Source organism: Sphingomonas paludis, from assembly GCF_053502515.1.
In genome coordinates this window covers 2,117,124-2,135,761 of sequence record NZ_CP187558.1, presented here as the reverse complement: position 1 = coordinate 2,135,761, position 18,638 = coordinate 2,117,124, and the positions used below count along the sequence as shown (strand labels likewise).

The 18,638-nt window shown below is 66.5% G+C and carries 16 protein-coding genes; 6 read left to right on the top strand and 10 right to left on the bottom strand.

What is annotated here, in order from left to right; genetic code table 11:
* Positions 1-12: 12 nt before the first annotated feature.
* Positions 13-921 (top strand): methionyl-tRNA formyltransferase, encoded by a 909-nt coding sequence (fmt, locus tag ACPVPU_RS10245; protein WP_448657844.1) that lies wholly within the window; start codon positions 13-15, stop codon positions 919-921.
* Positions 918-1,685 (top strand): tRNA pseudouridine(38-40) synthase TruA, encoded by a 768-nt coding sequence (truA, locus tag ACPVPU_RS10240; RefSeq protein WP_448657843.1) that lies wholly within the window; start codon positions 918-920, stop codon positions 1,683-1,685. Before fmt ends, truA begins: the two co-directional genes overlap by 4 nt.
* Here the strand turns inward: truA and ACPVPU_RS10235 are convergent.
* The 8 genes from ACPVPU_RS10235 to ACPVPU_RS10200 form a co-directional block, all read right to left on the bottom strand.
* A complete protein-coding gene (locus tag ACPVPU_RS10235) occupies positions 1,682-2,884 on the bottom strand; it encodes a class I SAM-dependent RNA methyltransferase (protein WP_448657842.1) in 1,203 nt (400 codons plus the stop codon). The genes truA and ACPVPU_RS10235 overlap by 4 nt on opposite strands.
* Complete coding sequence (locus tag ACPVPU_RS10230) at positions 2,869-4,272, bottom strand: NAD(P)H-hydrate dehydratase (protein ID WP_448657841.1); 1,404 nt, start codon at positions 4,270-4,272, stop codon at positions 2,869-2,871. The genes ACPVPU_RS10235 and ACPVPU_RS10230 overlap by 16 nt, the downstream gene beginning before the upstream one ends.
* Before the next feature lie 8 nt (positions 4,273-4,280).
* Entirely contained in the window at positions 4,281-4,685 is a 405-nt protein-coding gene (locus ACPVPU_RS10225; protein ID WP_448657840.1) for a hypothetical protein, read from the bottom strand.
* Positions 4,666-6,387: a dihydroxy-acid dehydratase gene (gene ilvD / locus ACPVPU_RS10220; protein ID WP_448657839.1), complete on the bottom strand. Its 1,722-nt coding sequence runs from the start codon at positions 6,385-6,387 to the stop codon at positions 4,666-4,668. Before ilvD ends, ACPVPU_RS10225 begins: the two co-directional genes overlap by 20 nt.
* Positions 6,388-6,398: 11 nt before the next feature.
* Positions 6,399-7,133 carry an N-formylglutamate amidohydrolase gene (locus tag ACPVPU_RS10215; protein ID WP_448657838.1) on the bottom strand — a complete coding sequence of 245 codons (735 nt, stop codon included), beginning with the start codon at positions 7,131-7,133 and terminating at the stop codon, positions 6,399-6,401.
* A gap of 162 nt (positions 7,134-7,295) precedes the next feature.
* The gene (locus ACPVPU_RS10210; protein ID WP_448657837.1) at positions 7,296-8,129 is read right to left on the bottom strand and encodes a 4-(cytidine 5'-diphospho)-2-C-methyl-D-erythritol kinase; all 834 of its coding nucleotides are present in this window, start codon (positions 8,127-8,129) and stop codon (positions 7,296-7,298) included.
* A 3-nt stretch (positions 8,130-8,132) separates the two neighbouring features.
* Positions 8,133-9,695, bottom strand: a complete 1,563-nt coding sequence (locus ACPVPU_RS10205) for a tetratricopeptide repeat protein (protein ID WP_448657836.1) — start codon at positions 9,693-9,695, stop codon at positions 8,133-8,135.
* A gap of 58 nt (positions 9,696-9,753) precedes the next feature.
* Entirely contained in the window at positions 9,754-11,415 is a 1,662-nt protein-coding gene (locus ACPVPU_RS10200) for an electron transfer flavoprotein-ubiquinone oxidoreductase (RefSeq protein WP_448657835.1), read from the bottom strand.
* Positions 11,416-11,533: 118 nt separating this feature from the next.
* Here ACPVPU_RS10200 and ACPVPU_RS10195 point away from each other — a divergent pair, with 118 nt between their 5' ends.
* Genes ACPVPU_RS10195 through moaB form a run of 3 tightly spaced genes read left to right on the top strand, consistent with a single transcriptional unit; the run spans position 11,534 to position 14,551 of the window.
* Positions 11,534-12,259: a uracil-DNA glycosylase gene (locus ACPVPU_RS10195; protein WP_448657834.1), complete on the top strand. Its 726-nt coding sequence runs from the start codon at positions 11,534-11,536 to the stop codon at positions 12,257-12,259.
* A complete protein-coding gene (locus tag ACPVPU_RS10190) occupies positions 12,256-14,034 on the top strand; it encodes a lytic transglycosylase domain-containing protein (RefSeq protein ID WP_448657833.1) in 1,779 nt (592 codons plus the stop codon). The genes ACPVPU_RS10195 and ACPVPU_RS10190 overlap by 4 nt, the downstream gene beginning before the upstream one ends.
* Positions 14,024-14,551: a molybdenum cofactor biosynthesis protein B gene (gene moaB / locus ACPVPU_RS10185; protein WP_448657832.1), complete on the top strand. Its 528-nt coding sequence runs from the start codon at positions 14,024-14,026 to the stop codon at positions 14,549-14,551. The genes ACPVPU_RS10190 and moaB overlap by 11 nt, the downstream gene beginning before the upstream one ends.
* Here moaB and ACPVPU_RS10180 read toward each other — a convergent pair.
* Positions 14,485-15,810 carry a hypothetical protein gene (locus ACPVPU_RS10180; RefSeq protein ID WP_448657831.1) on the bottom strand — a complete coding sequence of 442 codons (1,326 nt, stop codon included), beginning with the start codon at positions 15,808-15,810 and terminating at the stop codon, positions 14,485-14,487. The two genes, moaB and ACPVPU_RS10180, sit on opposite strands and share 67 nt — an antisense overlap.
* Before the next feature lie 139 nt (positions 15,811-15,949).
* On the opposite strand from ACPVPU_RS10180, the gene ACPVPU_RS10175 reads away from it, so the two are divergent.
* Complete coding sequence (locus ACPVPU_RS10175) at positions 15,950-17,023, top strand: PA0069 family radical SAM protein (protein ID WP_448657830.1); 1,074 nt, start codon at positions 15,950-15,952, stop codon at positions 17,021-17,023.
* 7 nt (positions 17,024-17,030) lie between these two features.
* On the opposite strand, the gene ACPVPU_RS10170 is transcribed toward ACPVPU_RS10175, so the two are convergent.
* The gene (locus ACPVPU_RS10170) at positions 17,031-18,626 is read right to left on the bottom strand and encodes a long-chain fatty acid--CoA ligase (protein WP_448657829.1); all 1,596 of its coding nucleotides are present in this window, start codon (positions 18,624-18,626) and stop codon (positions 17,031-17,033) included.
* Between the last annotated feature and the right edge of the window lie 12 nt (positions 18,627-18,638).

Genomic DNA, 18,638 nt, shown 5'->3' with positions numbered 1-18,638 from the left:
TCAGACGACGTCATGCGGATCATCTTCATGGGCACGCCCCAGTTCGCCGTTCCGGTGCTGGATGCACTGGTCGCTGCCGGGCATGACATCGTGGCGGTTTACAGCCAGCCGCCCCGGCCGGGCGGCCGTCGGGGAAAGGCGCTGACCCCCTCTCCGGTGCATGCCCGCGCGGAGTCGCTAGGGATGACCGTGCTGACTCCCCTCACGCTGAAGTCGCCCGAGGATCAGGTCGCATTCGCCGATTGGCAGGCGGACGTCGCGGTGGTTGCCGCCTATGGCCTGATCCTGCCGCGCGCGGTGCTGGATGCGCCGCGACTTGGCTGCCTGAACGTCCATGCGTCCCTGTTGCCGCGCTGGCGGGGGGCGGCACCGATCCAGCGCGCCATCCTGGCTGGCGATGCAGAAACCGGGGTCGGGATCATGCAGATGGCGGCGGGGCTGGATACCGGACCGGTGCGGCTGGAGGGGCGAACGCCGGTCGCGGGCAAGTCGGCGGGCGACCTTACCGCAGAATTGGCGGAGATGGGCGCGCGGCTGATGGTTCAGGTCCTGGCCGATCCGGCTGCGTATCAGCCGGTGGAACAGGCGCTGGACGGCGTGACCTATGCCGCGAAGGTCGACAAGAGCGAGGCGCGCATCGACTGGGCGGCGGGCGCCGTGCAGGTGGAGCGGCAGGTGCGGGCGTTCGATCCGGCCCCGGGGGCATGGTTCGACATCGGCGGCGAACGGATCAAGCTGCTGGGCTGCCGTATCGTCGATGCGGACGCTCCGGCAGGACGGGTGATGGATGACCGGTTGACGATCGGGTGCGGGACGGGATCGATCAGCCCGACCCGCGTGCAGCGTGCCGGACGCGGCGTCGTGTCGGTGGACGAACTGCTGCGGGGTTTTGCCGTCGCGCCGGGAACGCAACTGGCGTGACCCGGTTCGCCTTCGTCATCGAATATGATGGCCGCCCCTTCATGGGGTGGCAGCGACAGACCCACGGTCCAAGCGTCCAGGCATCGATCGAAGCGGCGATCCATGCGGTTACCGGCGAAACCGTCGCCGTCCATGCCGCCGGGCGCACCGATGCGGGTGTCCATGCGCTGGCGATGCGCGCTCATGCCGACATCGCCCGGGACATCACGCCCTTTCGGTTGATGGAGGCGCTGAACGCTCGGTTGCGCCCCGATCCCGTGGCGATTCTCGATTGCCGAACGGTCGCGGGCGATTGGCATGCGCGATTTTCGTGCATCGGCCGCGCCTATGAATATCGGATCGTCAACCGTCGTGCGCCGCTGACCGCAATGCGCGGGCTGGCGTGGCAGGTGCCTCAACGACTTGACGAGCGCGCGATGGCGACCGCTGCGGTCGAGCTGGTGGGCAGGCATGATTTCACCACGTTTCGCTCCGCGCATTGCCAGGCGGACAGCCCGGTGCGAACGCTGGACCAGCTGGACGTGATCCGCCTGGACGACTCGGTGATCGTGCGTGCGGCCGCCCGATCCTTCCTGCACCATCAGGTCCGATCGATGGTCGGATGCCTGGCGCTGGTCGGAATGGGCCGATGGACGCCGGGGGATGTCGGGGCCGCGCTTCAGGCGCGCGATCGGGCCAGGCTTGGACTGAATGCTCCGCCCGACGGCCTGTTTTTCGTGCGGGCCGTCTATCCCGATCCCGTGGATGGATCAGTTTCGACCTAGCGCCGGAAACAGGCGGCCAGTTCCACATGGGTGGACCAGCGAAACTGGCCGACGGGTTGAACCCATTCCAGCCGATAGCCAGCCTGACACAGGATTTTGGCATCCCGCGCGAAGCTGCTGGGATTACAGGAAATATAGGCGATCGTGCCGACGGTCGATCCGGCGATCTGGCCGATCTGTTCGCGCGCGCCGGCGCGGGGCGGGTCAAGAACGATGCCGTCGAAGCGGCTGCAATCGGCGGCGGTCAGCGGGTTGCGGAACAGGTCGCGGTGATCGACCATGATCGGAAGGTTCGCCCGCCCTGCCCCCGATTTCAGGGACAGAACCGCGTCCCGCGCGGCTTCGGCTGCATAGACGCGGCGCCCCGGCGATAGCGCCAGGGCAAAGGTGCCCAGCCCCGAAAACAGGTCAGCCGTCGTTCGGGCATCGCCGATTGCCGCCAGCATCGCATCGGTCAGCGCAGTTTCGCCGTCCTGTGTCGCCTGCAGAAACGATCCGGCGGGCATCGGCACCGGGACCCCGGCCAGCGTGACAGTAACCAGATCGGGTTCCCACCGCGCCTCTGCCCCAAAGCCCTCGTCGATGCTCAACCGGGCCAATTGGTGCTCACGGGCAAAGCTGGTCAGGATCTCCGCCGCAGCAAGCCCTTCGGGTGCGGCACCCCGGATCATGACATCGACTCCCTGGTCGGCCATCGCTAGATGCACGTCGGCGCGGCCGCGGGCGGGCATGATCCGGCTCAACAGAGTGCGCAGCGGCTGGATCAGCCCGAACAGTCGCGGGTCGAGGACTGCGCATTGATGCAGGTCGATCAGACGATGGCTGCGCTCCTCGGCAAATCCGATCAGCACGGTCTTGCCGCGCCGCTCGACATGCAGCGTCGCACGACGGCGCGCGCCCGGCGGCGACAGATGCGGGATGCGCAGTTCGGTCGACAGGCCCTGTGCGGCCAGGGCGTCGCGAATCCGGTCGGTCAGGAAACCGGCATAGCTTTCGTCGTCCAGATGCTGGAGCTGGCAACCGCCACAGGCCGGAAAATGTCGGCACGGCGGCTGCTGGTGATGCGGGCCGGGAAGGACGTTGCCGTCGGCATCCACCTGGTCCCCCGGTGCGGTCAGCGGCACGGCCCGGCCGGATGCCGTCATGCCGTCGCCACGCGCCGCAACGCGGACGATGGGCTCGACTATGGCATCAGGCATTCGGCAAGCGCTTTCGGCAATTGGGGGATCAGATCGTCGGCGGCGAGCGCCGGTCCGGCCAGCGCGGCGGCACGGCCATGGAGCCATAGCGCCTCTGCCGCCGCCTGCAAGGGCGGAGCGCCGGCGGCCAGGCGCGCGGCGATCAGCCCGGCCAGTACATCGCCCGTTCCAGCCGTGGCCAGCCAGGGGGATGCCGACGCGCCAAGGATCACCCGTCCGTCCGGTGCGGCGATCACGCTGTCCGGCCCCTTGTGCACGATGACCGCGCCGCTCTGTTGAGCAGCGGCGATCGTCCGGTCGATCTTGCTGCCGCCGCCGTCACCGAACATCCGCGCAAATTCGCCCGCATGCGGCGCAAGGATGGTCGGGGCACTACGCTTGGAAATCCGTGCGGCAGCGCCGCCGCCCAAATGGGTCAGGGCATCCCCATCGATCACGAGCGGTCGTTCGGCCATCAAGGCCGCTCCCAGTCGATCGCCCTGCCCGCCCATGCCGGGTCCGACCAGGATCGCATTCAGGCGGCCATCGGTCAGTGCCGTCTGCCAGTCCGCCCTCAGCACGACCGCATCGGGCATACCCGACGCTGCGCCGGCAAGTTCGACATATCCGATCCCGCCATGCAACGCCGCCCGTGCCGCCAGCCGCGCCGCGCCCGGCATTGCGCCGCCGATCACCAGCAGCTTGCCCCGGCGATATTTATGCGCATCGGCATCCGGGGGTGACAGGCGCGGCCTGGCCAGCGTCCGCCATTCCGACGGCATTGCGGCATCGGCCAGCCGAAGATCCAGTGGGGCGGCCAGCACATGGCCGCATTTGGCCATGGCGGGCATCAGCAGATGCGCCGGTTTCAGCCATTCAAAGGTCAGTGTCGCCGTCATCGCCGCCGCTCCCAGATCCGCGCCGGTGTCGGCCTGAACCCCCGATGGCAGATCGATTGCCAGACTGAAGCGCGATGCCGCCGCCAACCGATGCAGCGCAAGCCGGACGTCATCGCCGAGCGCCCGGCTCAGGCCGATGCCGAACAGGCCGTCGATCAGCACAGAGTGCGGCATCGCATCGGCCAGCGGCACCGTATCCCCTTGCCACAGGCGGCGCATCGCGATGGCATCCGGGGTCTGTGGCTCGCCAAGCGTCGCCACCTGCACCTCGCGTTGCCGTTCGGTCAGCAGCCGCGCCGCTACCCACGCATCGCCCCCATTATTGCCTGGCCCGGCAAGCACCAGGACCGATCCGGTAGGCGCAAATCGCTGCACCGCGTCGGCCACGGCGCGTCCGGCACACTCCATGACAAGATGCGATGCCGTCCCGCGATGGAACAGCGCCTGTTCGGCGCGCTGCATCGCGGTGGCGGTGACGACGGGATGACCCGGTGGGAGCAAGCGGCCCATCGGCCGGATCAGCGCGCGACGGGCCCGATCGTTGCCGGCAATCGATAGCGTGCGCCGCCGATCGCAACCTCGATCTCGCCATCCGCGACGATGGCGACCTTGGCAGCTTCGGCGCCATCTGCGGCAACGACCCCGCGCCCGTCCTGCGTGATCCGCAACCGGTGAAAACCGCCATCGGGCAAGCGGGCGGTCAGTACGACCCCTTCATCATCCTCGGTCCGGTCGAGCGTGCATTGCCGCAGGAACGCGTCCGATCCGGGGGTGGCGCACAGAATGCGGCCATCCTCTACGGCGCCATCGGCTTGCTGCGCCTCGACATTGGCGATCGCCGTGCCGTCCGGCGGCGTCTCGGCGCCCTGACAGGCGGTCAGTGCGGCCAAGACCGCCAGCGCACTAAAGGTCCGCATAGACATGGCGTTCCGCCTTTGCGCCGGGATGGGTCACCGCACCTTGATGCGCCGGGCCAACGGTCCGCGAATAGCGGTAGAGCGCCCCGGACTGGTAATCGTTCACGCGCGGCTGCCACTGGGCGCGCCGTTCCGCCAGCACGCTGTCCGGTACCAGCAGGTCGATCGTCCCCGCCTCGGCATCGATGCGGATGGTATCGCCGTCCTGAACCAAAGCGATCGGACCGCCGTCCGCTGCTTCCGGTCCGACATGGCCGATGCAGAATCCGCGCGTCGCGCCGGAAAAGCGCCCATCGGTGATCAGCGCAACCTTTTCGCCCATGCCAAGGCCGTAGAGCGCCGCCGTGGTCGACAGCATCTCACGCATTCCCGGCCCGCCCTTCGGTCCTTCATACCGGATGATGACGACGCAGCCCTCGGCAATGTCCCGCGCCTCGACGGCGGCAAAGGCGTCTTCTTCGCAATCGAAGCACCGGGCCGGCCCCTCGAATTGCAGCCGCTTCATCCCGGCCACCTTCACGATCGCGCCATCGGGCGCCAGTGTGCCCTTCAGGCCCACGACGCCACCGGTCGGTGTGATGGGCGCATCGGCCGCGTAAATGACCTTTTGATCCGGGTTCCAAGTCACCTGATCGATATTCTCGCCCAGCGTCTTGCCGGTGACGGTCATGCAGTTTCCGTCCAGCAGGTCAGCCGCCAGCATCGTCTTCATCAGCATGTAGACGCCGCCGGCCTCGTACATATCCTTGGCGACATATTTGCCACCGGGTTTCAGGTCGGCAATATAAGGCGTTGATTTGAATGCCGCGGCAACGTCGTGCAGGTCGAAATCGATGCCCGCCTCATTCGCCATTGCTGGCAGGTGGAGCGCTGCGTTGGTCGATCCGCCGGTTGCGGCGACGACCCGTGCGGCGTTGACGAACGCAGCGCGCGTGCAGATGTCGCGCGGACGCAGGTTGCGTTCGATCAGCGCCATCACCTGCTCCCCTGCGGCAACGGCGATTTCCTCGCGGCTGCGATAGGGGGCGGGCACCATGTTGCTGTTGGGCAGCGACAGGCCGATCGCTTCGCCGACGCATGCCATGGTGTTGGCGGTGAACTGGCCGCCACAGGCACCGTGCCCGGGGCAGGCGACCTTTTCCAGCGCGATCAGTTCGTGCAGCGGGCAATTGCCGGCGGCATATCGGCCCACCGCCTCGAACACGTCGACCACGGTCACGTCCCGATCCTCGAACCGGCCGGGCAGGATCGATCCTCCATAGACGAAGATGGATGGCACGTTCAGGCGCAGCATCGCCATCATCATGCCGGGCAGTGACTTGTCGCATCCGGCAAAGCCGACCAGCGCGTCATAGCAGTGGCCGCGCACCGACAATTCGATCGAATCGGCGATGACTTCCCGGCTGACCAGACTGGATTTCATCCCCTGATGTCCCATGGCGATGCCATCGGTCACGGTGATCGTGTTGAACCGGCGCGGCATCCCGCCCCCCTGGTCCACGCCCCGCCGTGCGGCATCGGCCTGGCTGTCGAGTGCGGTATTGCACGGCGCGCTGTCATTGCCGGCGGACACGACGCCGACGAACGGCCGTGCGATTTCCGCATCGGTCAGGCCCATCGCATAATAATAGCTGCGGTGCGGTGCGCGCTCCGGGCCGACCGATACATGGCGGCTGGGCAGGCGGCTTTTGTCGAATTGATTGGTCATGGCGCGCAAGCCTATGTCGTGGAATACCCCGTTCGCGCAACCCCGTTACGCATATGCGCGATCATTTGCGCCAGATTATCCGCCCAGCAGTCAATCCCCGCCGGATCGCTCAGCTGGTCGTTGCGGACCTCGATCGCCACGCCGGCAATGCCCTGCCCCTCGGCATGGCGGTTGATCGTGGTGTTCAGATCGCGACCGGAATAGGGCTGGTTATCGCCTGGGGACTGGCCGATGGCGGACAAGGCCGCCAGCGCTGCCCGGCCGGTAGCGGTATCGCGGTTATACAGAACGCCGACGGTCCAGGGGCGCGGATCGCTCCCCGTCGACAATTGCGGCGTGAAGCTGTGCACTGCTACGATCAGCCTGGGCTTTACGGTGCGAACGGCTGATGCGACCGCGCGGTGATAGGGGCGGTGAAATCGGGCGATGCGCGCTGCGCGGTCGGCGGCTGCGTTGCCGGGTATCGCCTGACCGTCGGACTGCTGCGGGATCAGACCGGGGCTGTCGGGTTCGCGGTGCAGATCGATCACCAGCCGCGATACGGTCGCCAGGACCGCAGGTGCCGCCAGCCGCGCGGCCAGTGCGCGGGTCAAGGCCGCCGCCCCCAGATCGACCGCGATATGCGTATCCAGCAAAGCGGGGTCGATGCCCAGATCGATGTCGGTCGGGACGGCGTTGCTGGCATGATCGCACAGCAAAAGGACATCGTCCGTTCCCGCGATCCTTTCGACCGGATGCTCGATCATGCGCGGTTTCCCGGTCGGACTACTCCCGGGTGGCGGGGTGGGTGGCGCAAACCATCAGGCATGGGCCACCGGCGGACGTCCCGCTCCCGGCGTCTGATCCGCTGGCACTGGCTTAACCCGGACAGGATGAGCGCGCGGTTCAGCTTCATGGTAAAACCGCCATTAGGGGAGCAGTTGCGTGGCACGAACCCACCAGTGCGAATGCGCACGCCCCCGTTCGGCCGCTGCGCGAGCGGCATCGTTGCTGTCGAACAGGGCGAAACAGGTCGCGCCCGATCCCGACATGCGGACGAGCCCGGCACCCGGTTGTCCCGCCAACCATCGCATCGGCTCCGCAATGGACGGAGCGACTTCGAGCGCGGGCGGATACAGGTCGTTCCGCCCTGCCCCGGCCGCCGCCATGATATCGGGACCGTCGGGCAGCGCGCCCCGATCGACGCCGTCCCATCTGGCAAATACCTGGGCGGTGGATACGGCAATTCCGGGATTGACCAGCAGGACGGGCTGGCCGGGGTGGCCGACCACCGGCACCAACGCCTCTCCCCTGCCCCGGCCGATCGCTGTTCGGCTGAGCAGGCAGGCCGGCACGTCGGACCCCAGTGCATCGGCGATGGCCAACAGCGTCGGGTCGTCAACAGCTATGCCCTGCATCCGGGCCAGCGCACGCAGCGTTGCCGCCGCATCCGCCGAACCGCCGCCGATGCCGGACGCGACGGGCAATTGCTTGTCGAGCAGGATCCGGACGGCCGGCAGCCCGAACCCGCTGCGAAATCGGTCGCGCGCCCGGATGACGAGGTTGTCGTCGCCCGCACCCAACTGCGCGCTGAATTGACCCGACAGGGCAAAGCCATCGCGGTCCGCCGGGGCCACGGTCACCGTGTCCCCCGCCTCGACAAAGGCAAACAGCGTTTCCAGTTCATGATAGCCGTCGGGCCGCCGCGCGCGGACGTGCAGGGCCAGGTTGATCTTGGCCGGAGCCGGCTCGACGATCGTCACGGGTCAGTCGTTGACTGGACCGATGGCGATCTTTGCCGCCAGTCGTTCGGCCGCGCCGCCATCGGCGTAAAGGGTCGCTGCACGCCAGGCATAACGGGCCTCGTACCGGCGACCCAGGCGCCAATAGGCATCGCCCAGATGTTCCTGGATCGTGCTGTCCGCCGGTTCGCCCCGCGCAGCGCGCTCGAGCAGCGGGAGCGCCCGCCCGACATCGCCCGTCATGAAATAGGCCCAGCCAAGCGAATCGAGGATCGACATGTTGTCCGGACTGAGCGCTGCGGCGCGTTCGAGCAGCTTGCGGGCGGCCTTTACATTTTCCCCCCGTTCGATCTGCGCATAGCCCAGATAATTGAGCGCCAGCGGTTCGTCGGGCGCCAGCTGCACGGCACGGCGAAGCAGCGGCAGCGCCTCGCGCCAGCGGCCGCCGCGTTCCAGTGCCCCGCCCTGTTGCAGCGCCAGCACCCAGTCGTCTCCGCCGGTGCGCCGTGTCGCCTGGCCATAGGCGTCGGCCGCGCCCAGATGGTCGCCGGTTTCGCTCAACAGGTCGGCCAGAACCTGCCAGTCATTGGCCGTCGCCCCCGCACCCGACGTCACGCTGCGCGCGTCGATCAGCGCGGCATCCATCCGCCCAGCCGCCCGCAATAGCGCGATCCGCGCGCCGGGCACTGCCGCACGAAACGCGTTGCCCGCCGGAATTTCGGCCAATTGCGCCAACGCCAGGTCGATGGCCCCTTCCCGCGCCAGATTGTCGGCCAGGATCAACCGGGCACGGTGATGGTCCGGATCGAGGATCAGTGCAGCGCGGGCCAGAACCATCGCCAGCGGCTCGGTACCGTCCATCGTCAGTTCGCCGCCCAGCCGCGTGAATAGGCGGGATGCCCCATATCGAGCGTCCAGCTTGCGCGGGTCCGGCGATCCGCTGCGATAGGCGCTAAGGACGGGATCGTCCCCGGTAAGCAGTGCCGATGCCAATTCGGCCTCGCTACCATTCAACAGCGGCACGGCCGACAGCCGGACATCCATGCCGCTGCGCCCCGTCTGGCCCAAGGTCAGCAAAGTCTGGACACCCAGCGCCGCCTCTCCCCTGCCGATCTGCATCAGCGCGAGCGATTCATTGGCGTACCGCCGCCCGATGGCACCGGCCGGACCCTGGTTCAGCGACGATTCGGCGGCTGCGGGATCGCGGTCATAGGCGATCCACGCCTGCAGGATGGGCGACAGGAAATCCAGCGGCGACGATTTCAGCGCGCCCAGCGCCTCCTGCGCCGTCTCTGGCTGACCGCTCGCCAAGTGATCGGCCATCACCAGCAACGCTGCATCAGCCGGCAGCGCCCGGTCCTTGCGCAGCGTTTCGATCGACTGACGGATCAGTGCCAGGTCGCCCGACGCGATCGCCTCCCGATAGGCGCGGATGGCGATGCCCTGATCGTCCGGCTGCTGAGCGAGTGCCAGGGCATAGCCCGCGGCGGCCGTGGGCACATCGCCGCGCGCATCTGCCGCCCGCGCCCGGGCATAGGCGATGATGGCCGCATCCGATGCCCAGGCGGGAGCGGCGGTGGCCAGCAAAGCCGCGAATGCCAGCGTGATCCGGACGGTCGAGGCCGGCCCGTTGCGAAAGCCAGGCTTACATGTTGGGATAATTCGGTCCTCCGCCACCTTCAGGTGCGACCCACACGATGTTCTGGGTCGGATCCTTGATGTCACAGGTTTTGCAGTGAACGCAATTCTGGGCATTGATCTGGAACCGCGGATTGCCGGTTTCCTCACCGACCACCTCATAAACCCCCGCCGGGCAGTAACGCTGGGCCGGTTCGTCATAGAGCGGTAGGTTGTAGGCAATCGGAACCGACGGGTCCTTCAGCTTCAGATGGACCGGCTGGTCCTCGGCATGGTTCGTGTTCGACAGGAAAACGGACGACAGCCGGTCGAACGTCAGCACCCCATCCGGCTTGGGATAGGCGATGGCGGGGACCAGATCGGCTCGCCACAGGCTTTCATGATCGGGCGTATGTCCCATCGCGAACGGCATCCGGATGCCCAGATGCTCCAGCCACATGGCCATGCCCGCCAGCCCGGTGCCGATTGTATCCCCGAATTTCTTCACCAGCGGCACGACATTGCGAACGATGCGCAGTTCCCGTTCGACCCAGCTGGCGCGATAGGCGTCGGCATAGGCGGTTAGCTCGTCGGCGGACCGATCGGCCGCGACCGCATCGAACGCGGCGTCGGCGGCCATCATGCCGGTTTTCATCGCGGTATGGCTGCCCTTGATCCGCGGGACGTTCACGAAACCGGCGGAACAGCCGATCAGCGCGCCGCCGGGAAAGACCAGCTTCGGCACCGACTGCCAGCCGCCATCGTTGATCGCGCGGGCGCCGTAAGACACCCGCTTGCCCCCGGCAAGCAGCTCAGCGATCGCAGGATGCGTCTTCCACCGCTGCATTTCGTGGAACGGCGACAGATGCGGGTTGGAATAGTTCAGCCAGGTGACGAAGCCGATCGCGACCTGTCCGTTCGCCTGGTGATAGATGAACCCGCCACCATTCGATCCCGCCGTCTCGCTGAGCGGCCAGCCCTGGGTGTGGATCACCCTGCCCGGCACATGCTTGGCCGGATCGATGTCCCACAATTCCTTGACGCCGATGCCGTAGACCTGCGGTTCGCTGTCCTCGGCCAGCGCGAAGTTGGCAATGAGCTGTTTCGACAGGTGTCCGCGAACCCCCTCGGCAAACAGGGTATATCGCGCATGAAGTTCCAGCCCGGGCTGATAATCGCCCTTGTGACTGCCGTCGCGCGCCACGCCCATGTCGCCGGTCGCCACGCCCTTTACCGCGCCCTGTTCGTCGAACAGAATTTCGGCCGCCGCAAAGCCCGGAAAGATCTCGACGCCCAACGCTTCGGCCTGTCCGGCCAGCCAGCGACACAGATTGCCGAGCGATCCGGTGTAGCACCCGTCATTGTGCATGAAGGGCGGAAGCAGGAAATGCGGAAAGGACCGCTTTGCGCCCCGCGACAGCACCCAGTGATGGTTTTCCGTTACCGGCACCTCCGCCATCGGGCAGTCCATGTCGCGCCATTCCGGGATCAGTTCGTCCAGCGCACGCGGATCGAACACCGCGCCCGACAGGATATGGGCGCCGACCTCCGATCCCTTTTCGATCACGCAGACGGCAAGTTCGCGCCCGTCCGTTGCCGCACGCTGTTTCAGCCGGATCGCGGCCGCCAGCCCGGCCGGTCCCGCGCCCACGATCACCACGTCATAGGGCATGGATTCGCGTTCGCTCATTTCCTGATCACCTTCTCTCGCATCCCATCGGCCCTTTGGTCGTCATCTGGTAACGCCTGAACCTGTTCTCTCGTTCAGACAGATTGACGGCAGGGTCAACCCGGCCTTTGGTGAAGCCATGGGGCTGGATTTCGATCATCGCTGGACTGACGCTGCGGCAAGCGCGCTTGAGTGGTGGGAAGATGCGGGCGTCGACCAGCTGGTTGACGAACTGCCCGGCGGGTGGCTTGCCGTGCCCGAAGCGCTGGCGCTCGCCGCCGTTCCGGCGCCTGCGCCGCCGCCAGCGGACGATTCGCCGTTGCCGCTCTCGTCCGACGCCTTTCTGGCGTGGCGCATCGGTCGGTATGCGCCCGACGGCGACTGGCCGGGCGCAGCCGTCCCGCCATCGGGTCCGATCGCCGCACCCTGGCTGATCCTGAGCGATCATCCCGAACCCGACGATATAAGTGGGCCTTTCACGGGTGAGCGGACGGCGCGGTTGATGGACGCCATCCTCGCTGCCATGGGATTGACGCGGGCCGAGGTGCATCTGGCTACGGTCGCGGTGCGTACGCCGATCACCGGACAGATCGCACCGCCGATGCTGGATGCATTGGGGCGGGTGGCCCGGCACCACCTGCAGATTAGTGGTGCCAGCCGGGTGCTGTTGCTGGGTCAGACGACGAGCCGTGCGATCTTCGGGACCAGTGAAGCCGCCGATCGTGGACGTTTACGCGCACTTAACCATGATGGCCGAACAGTGGCCGCCGTCGCTACGCATGCCCCGCGCTTCATGATCCAGAGACCACGGGCAAAGGCGGATGCGTGGCGAGACATTCAGATATTGCTTCGGGGTGGCGGATGAAACGCGTATTGACGATCGGCCTTGGCGCAGTTCTGCTGATGGCAGGTAGCGTTGCCGGTGCTGCCGGGCCGGCCGAGGATGAATCGCGCGTGCCGCCCCGCGAAACGGCTGCTCCCGCGCCGCCCGCAATCCTGACCGCCGAACAGCAGGCGGGCTATCGCGCCATCTTTTCCGCGATCCGGGCCGAGAAATGGGCCGACGCGCGGCTGTTGATCGACGGCATGACCCCCGGCGTGCTGCATCCCGTGGTCCGGGCCGAACTCTATACCGCCCGCAATTCGCCGAAGGTCGAGTTGCCGGATCTGATCGCCCTGTTGAACGAAGCACCGGAACTGCCGCAGGCGGAACAGATCGGGCGTCTGGCCAAGCTGCGCGGCGCGGCCAGCCTGCCCGGTCTGCCGCAACAGCAACGACTGATCTGGTATGATGCGCCGCCCAGCCGCCAGCGCGCTCGTGCTTTGAGCGATGCCGCGTCCGAACGGCTGGCCGAGGCGATGAAGCCGTTCATCAAGGCGGATGACGGCCATTCCGCCCGAGCGCTTCTGGACCAGAACCGCGCGGCACTGACCCCGGAAACCCTGACCGAATGGCAGCAAAAGGTGGCGTGGATCTTCTACGCGGCCGGAGACGATGCCAACGCGGCGATCATGGCGGCAGAGGCCAGCCGCGGCACGGGTGCCTGGCAGGTGCAGGGCGACTGGGTGCTTGGCCTGGCCAGCTGGCGCGCCGGGGATTGCCGGACCGCGCAAGGCGCGTTCGAACGGGTCGGCCGCAACGCCCCCGATGTCGAGATGCGTTCCGCCGGGCTGTACTGGGCGACCCGCGCCGACATCGCCTGTGGCGAGCCGCAGCGCGTGCAGCCCCGGCTGCAATCCGCCGCTCAATATGCAGAGACGTTTTACGGCCTGCTCGCGCGCCAGGCGCTGGGGCTTGAGGACAGTCGCGGTCAATCGGCCGTGCTTGCCACCCTGCCGCTGGGCGATCTGGAGCGACGGGCCAATGTCCGCGTCGCCGCCGCACTGATGCAGATCGGCGAGGGCAAGCTGGCCGACGCGGTGTTGCGGCACCAGGCGCGCATCGGACCGGCCCGCGAACATGCGGCGCTGATCTCTTTGGCAGGGGCGCTCGATCTGCCGCAGACGCAGCTATGGTTGTGCCATAACGGCCCGGCGGGCATAAGCCTGGTCGCGCAGGCACGGTACCCCGCGCCGAAGTGGCAACCGATGGGTGGGTGGCGCGTCGACAAGGCTTTGGTCTATGCCCACACGCTGCAGGAATCGCGCTTCAACCCCGAAGTCGTCAGCCCCGCCGGTGCGTTCGGCCTGATGCAGGTCATGCCCGCCGCTGCGGTGGATGTGGGTCGGCAAAAGGGCGTGGTGATCGACCGTGCCGACCTGGCCCGGCCCGCAGTGAACATGGAAGTCGGGCAGACCTATCTGGAGCAGCTGCGCGACCGGCCGTTCACCGGGGGCCTGCTGCCAAAGGTGATTGCGGCCTATAATGCCGGGCCGACGCCGGTCGAAAGCTGGAATGTGACGACGCGCAGCAACGGCGATCCCCTGCTCTACATCGAAAGCATCCCTTATTGGGAAACGCGCGGCTATGTGATGACGGTCATGCGCAATTACTGGATGTACGAACAGCATGAAGGGCGCCAGTCCGCCAGCCGTTCGGCATTGAGCCAGGGAATGTGGCCGCGCTTTCCGGGAATGCCCGGTGCAACGGCCGTGCGGGTCGACGTGCCGTCCAGGGGTCGCGTCGCCGGTGCCAATTGACGAATCGCGGGCCTTCATTCCCGTCCGCATCGCCGTTCTGACCGTTTCGGACACCCGGACGGCGGCGGACGACCGTTCGGGTGACACACTGGTCGATCGGCTGACCGCTGCGGGCCATGAGCTGGCGGCCCGTAATATTGTCCGCGACGATGTGGCCCTGCTGGTCGAGCAGCTCGATCGATGGATCGACGATCCTGCCATCGATGTGATCGTGACGACCGGCGGCACCGGAGTGACCGGCCGCGACGTGACGCCGGAGGCCATCGAGCGGGTGCAGGAAAAGGCCATTCCGGGGTTCGGCGAGCTGTTCCGCTGGATCAGCTATCGCAGCATCGGCACGTCCACCATCCAGTCGAGAGCCTGTGCCGGGGTGGCGCGCGGAACCTATCTGTTCGCGCTGCCGGGTTCCACGGGCGCGGTGCGGGACGGCTGGGACGAAATCCTGCGCGATCAGCTGGACAGCCGCCACCGCCCCTGCAACTTCGTCGAACTGATGCCCCGGCTGCGCGAACGCTGAACCAGCCAGGCCAGGCCCAGCCCGGCCCCGATCATCAGGAACGGCATGGCCGGGAAATGATAGCGGGTCTGGCCGGTGAACACGAAAGCCAGCGCGGTCGTCAATGCGGGGACGGCAAGCGCCACAGCCATCGCCGACTGGTCCAGCCGCCGGTGCCAAAGTGCAGCCATCGATGGCGCAAAGCCGACTGCCGCCAGGCCGAGGATCGACCAGAAGAACAGCTGATTGGCGGCCTGTGCCAGTCGCCAGAGGCCGGCCCGCTCCGGGTGGCTGGCATGCAGCGCCCAGAAAGCGTCAGTGTCCTTTGCCCAGAGCAGGATCACTTTGCGAAATCCCAATTGCACCCAACGGCCCGGGTTTTCGGCGATCCAGTCCGTCGCCATCCGGCGGAGCCGCTTGTCCATTTCCACCTGCTGCGCGACCCGCTGATCGAACGACAGGCCCGTCTGTGCCCAGATAGGCGACTTTTCGACTTGGAAATAGCCGCCGGTCGCCAGGTCGTTCGCCCCGGCCTGCAACGCGATGCCGCCATTGGTCGATACCAGCACCGGCGCGCCCAGCCGGGCCTGATTGCGCATCGTCCAGGGTGCCACCACAACGGCCATGCCGATCATCGCCAGCGCCATGGTCGCAAACGCCCGCCGCCACCCAAAGGCCCGCAGCGCAAGCCACATCAGCGGAATGAGCGCCATGCACACGAACATCGATTGCGGCCGCATCAGCGTCGCCAGACCGAGCAACAATCCGGCGAGAATGGCCGTGCCCGCCCTGCCCCGGCCCAGGATCAGCGCCGCGACCCCCGCCATCAGCACTGCTGTGCTCGTCGTCTCGGCGGCCAGCACACCGGTATAGACGATATGCGCCGGATAGACCGCATAGAGCAGCATCGCCAGCAATGCCGGGTTCCTCGATGCCCCAAGTCCCCAGGCGATTGCCCCGATCATTGCCGTGATCGCCGCTGCCGCCAGCAGGTTCAGCATCAACGGGCCGGTCAATGCCGGTCCCGCCACCAAGATCGCCCCGGCAAGCAATGCGGGATAGCCGACGGGCCAGAAGGCGGTGGGATGGCCCCGTTCCTGATAGCCCATGCCCGACGCCATTTCCTGCGCCCGCAGCAGATACCATGCGGAATCGGAATCCGGCGTCACCGGCACCGCCAGCATGAAGATCATTCGAAGCGAAAGCGTGAGCAGAATGATGGCGACGAACGATGCCGTGCCCGATGTCCAGCCGGTGATCGAGCGCGATTCACGCTGCATGCTGCGCCTCCCTTCCCGGCCGAATTTAACGCAGCACCGGTGCGGAGACGATTGGAACAGAAGCTTCAGCAGTTTCACGCCGGGACATTAACGACGATTTCACCTTGTCGAAGCAAGATGTTCGCTCTATGTTCCGTTCATGAACAAGCGGATCGGCAGGGGCGCGACCGATAATCGGGTTCCCGGGCGATTCGGCCTTTCCGACCGGCAGGATGACGGCGACTGGCTGGACGACCAGATGCTGGTCGATGGCGCGCCACCGCCGCTTCGCACCACCGTCACCGTCGAGCATCCGCGAACGATCCTGACCCGCAACCAGTCGCCGGACGTGCCGTTCGACCGGTCGGTGAATCCCTATCGCGGGTGCGAGCATGGCTGCATCTATTGCTTTGCACGGCCGACCCATGCCTATCACGACCTGTCCCCAGGGCTGGATTTCGAAAGCCGCCTGTTCGCCAAGCCCGATGCCGCCGCCCTGTTGCGCGCCGAATTGATGCGGCCCGGATATGAATGTCGGCCGATCGCCTTTGGCACCAATACCGATGCCTATCAGCCGATCGAACGCGAATGGCGGATCATGCGCGCCTGTCTGGAGGTGCTGGCGGAATGTCGCCACCCGTTGACGATCACGACCAAATCCGACCGCGTGCTGCGCGATCTGGACGTACTGGCACCAATGGCCGCCGATGGACTGGCCGCCGTGATGCTGTCGATCACCACGCTCGATCCACGGATCGCCAGGACGCTGGAGCCGCGAGCGCCGCATCCCGAGAAACGGCTGGCGGCGATGGCTTCGCTGTCCGCCGCCGGGGTTCCGGTCTATGTCTCGCTCTCCCCAGTCATCCCGGCGATCACCGACATGGAGATGGAGACCATCTTGGCACGCGCAGCCGAGGCCGGCGCGCGGGCTGCATTCTTCATGCCCGTCCGATTGCCGCATGAGGTTGCCCCGCTGTTCCGCGACTGGCTGGCCACGCATTTCCCTGATCGTGCCGCCAAGGTCATGGCGATCGTCCAGTCGATGCGCGGCGGGCGGGACAATGATCCCGAATTTCATTCACGGATGCGCGGCCAGGGCGAGTGGGCGGCATTGCTGCGGACACGGTTTCAGCTTGCCTGTCGCCGCCATGGACTGACCAGCGATCGCCTGACGCTGCGGTGCGACCGGTTTCGACCGCCCGCCGGTGCACAGGGCGACCTTTTCCGGGATTGAGCAGGGGTCACGCCGCCAGCGAATACCCCCGAAAGCGCTCGCGGATCGCCGTCTTCAGCAGCTTGCCGGTGGCGGTATGCGGCAGGGAATCGACGAAATGGATCTCGTCGGGCAACCACCACCGCGCGACCCTTTCGGCCAGATAGGCGGTGATCGCGTCGGCAGTTACGGTGGCGTCGGGTTTGCGGACCACCAGCAGGATGGGGCGTTCCTCCCACCGGGGATGATGGACGCCGATGGCGGCCGCTTCGGCGACGCCGGGACAGCCGACCGCCGCATTTTCCAGTTCGACCGAGCTGATCCATTCGCCGCCGGATTTGATGACATCCTTTGCCCGGTCGGTGATCTGCATGGTGCCGTCGGGATGCAGGGCTGCGACATCGCCGGTGTCGAACCATCCGTCGGCCGTCAGACAGGGGCCGGATTCATCCTGGAAATAGTGCTTGATGACCCAGGGGCCGCGCACTTGCAGCTTGCCCGATGCCTCTCCGTCCCGCGGTAGGGTGCGGTTCTGATCGTCGACGATGCGCATTTCGACGCCAAATGGCACGCGCCCCTGTCGGCAGACCTGATCGACCTGCTGATCGAAGCTCAGATCGTCCCAGTCGACCGACCGCTGGCCGATGGTGCCGATGGGCGAGGTTTCGGTCATGCCCCATGCGTGATTGACCCGCACGCCCATCCGCATCAGTCGTTCGATCATCGAACGCGGCGCGGCCGATCCACCGATGGTGACGACGCGCAGATGCTCGGGCTGATCGCCGGTCGCGTCCATATGCTGGAACATGGCGAACCAGACGGTCGGCACGCCGGCCGAATGGGTGACGCGTTCCCGGTTCATCAGCTCGCACAGCAGGCCCGGTTCGTTGACGGTGGAAAAGACGAGCTTCAGTCCGACCGCAGGGGAGGCAAAAGGCATGCCCCAGCCGACTGCATGGAACATCGGAACGATCGGCATGGCAACCGATCGCGCCTCAAGATCGAACACCGATGGCTGCAATTCGACCAGCGCGTGCAACGTCGAACTGCGATGACTGTACAAGACGCCCTTGGGATCGCCGGTCGTGCCGCTGGTATAACAGAGCATGCACGGATCGCGTTCATCGCCGTCGACCCAGGCATAGTCGCCGGTTTCACCGTCGATCAGGCTTTCGAACCCCGCTTCGCCAGGGGCCGGATCGTAACAGACATAATGGCGGATGGTTCGCCATTCCGGCTTCATCTTTTCGACCAGCGGCGCAAAGGCGCGGTCATAGAACAGCACCACGTCCTCGGCATGATTGGCGATAAAGGCCAGTTGATCGGGGAACAGCCGCGGATTGATCGTATGGATGATTCCGCCCATCCCGATCGCTCCGTACCAGGAAACCAGGTGGCGGCTATGGTTCATCGCCAGGGTCGCGATGCGGTCCCCCAGTTTGCAGCCCAGTCGCTCCAGCGCCTGCGCCAGCCGCCGGGCATCATGGGCGATCCCGGCCCAGTCGGTCCGCGTCTCGCTGCCATCCGCCCAGCGGGTGACGATCTCCCGCGACCCATGTTCGCGTTCGGCATGGTCGAGCAGGCGTGTGACGCGCAGCTCGAAATCCTGCATGGAACCCAGCATCTGTCTCTCCGT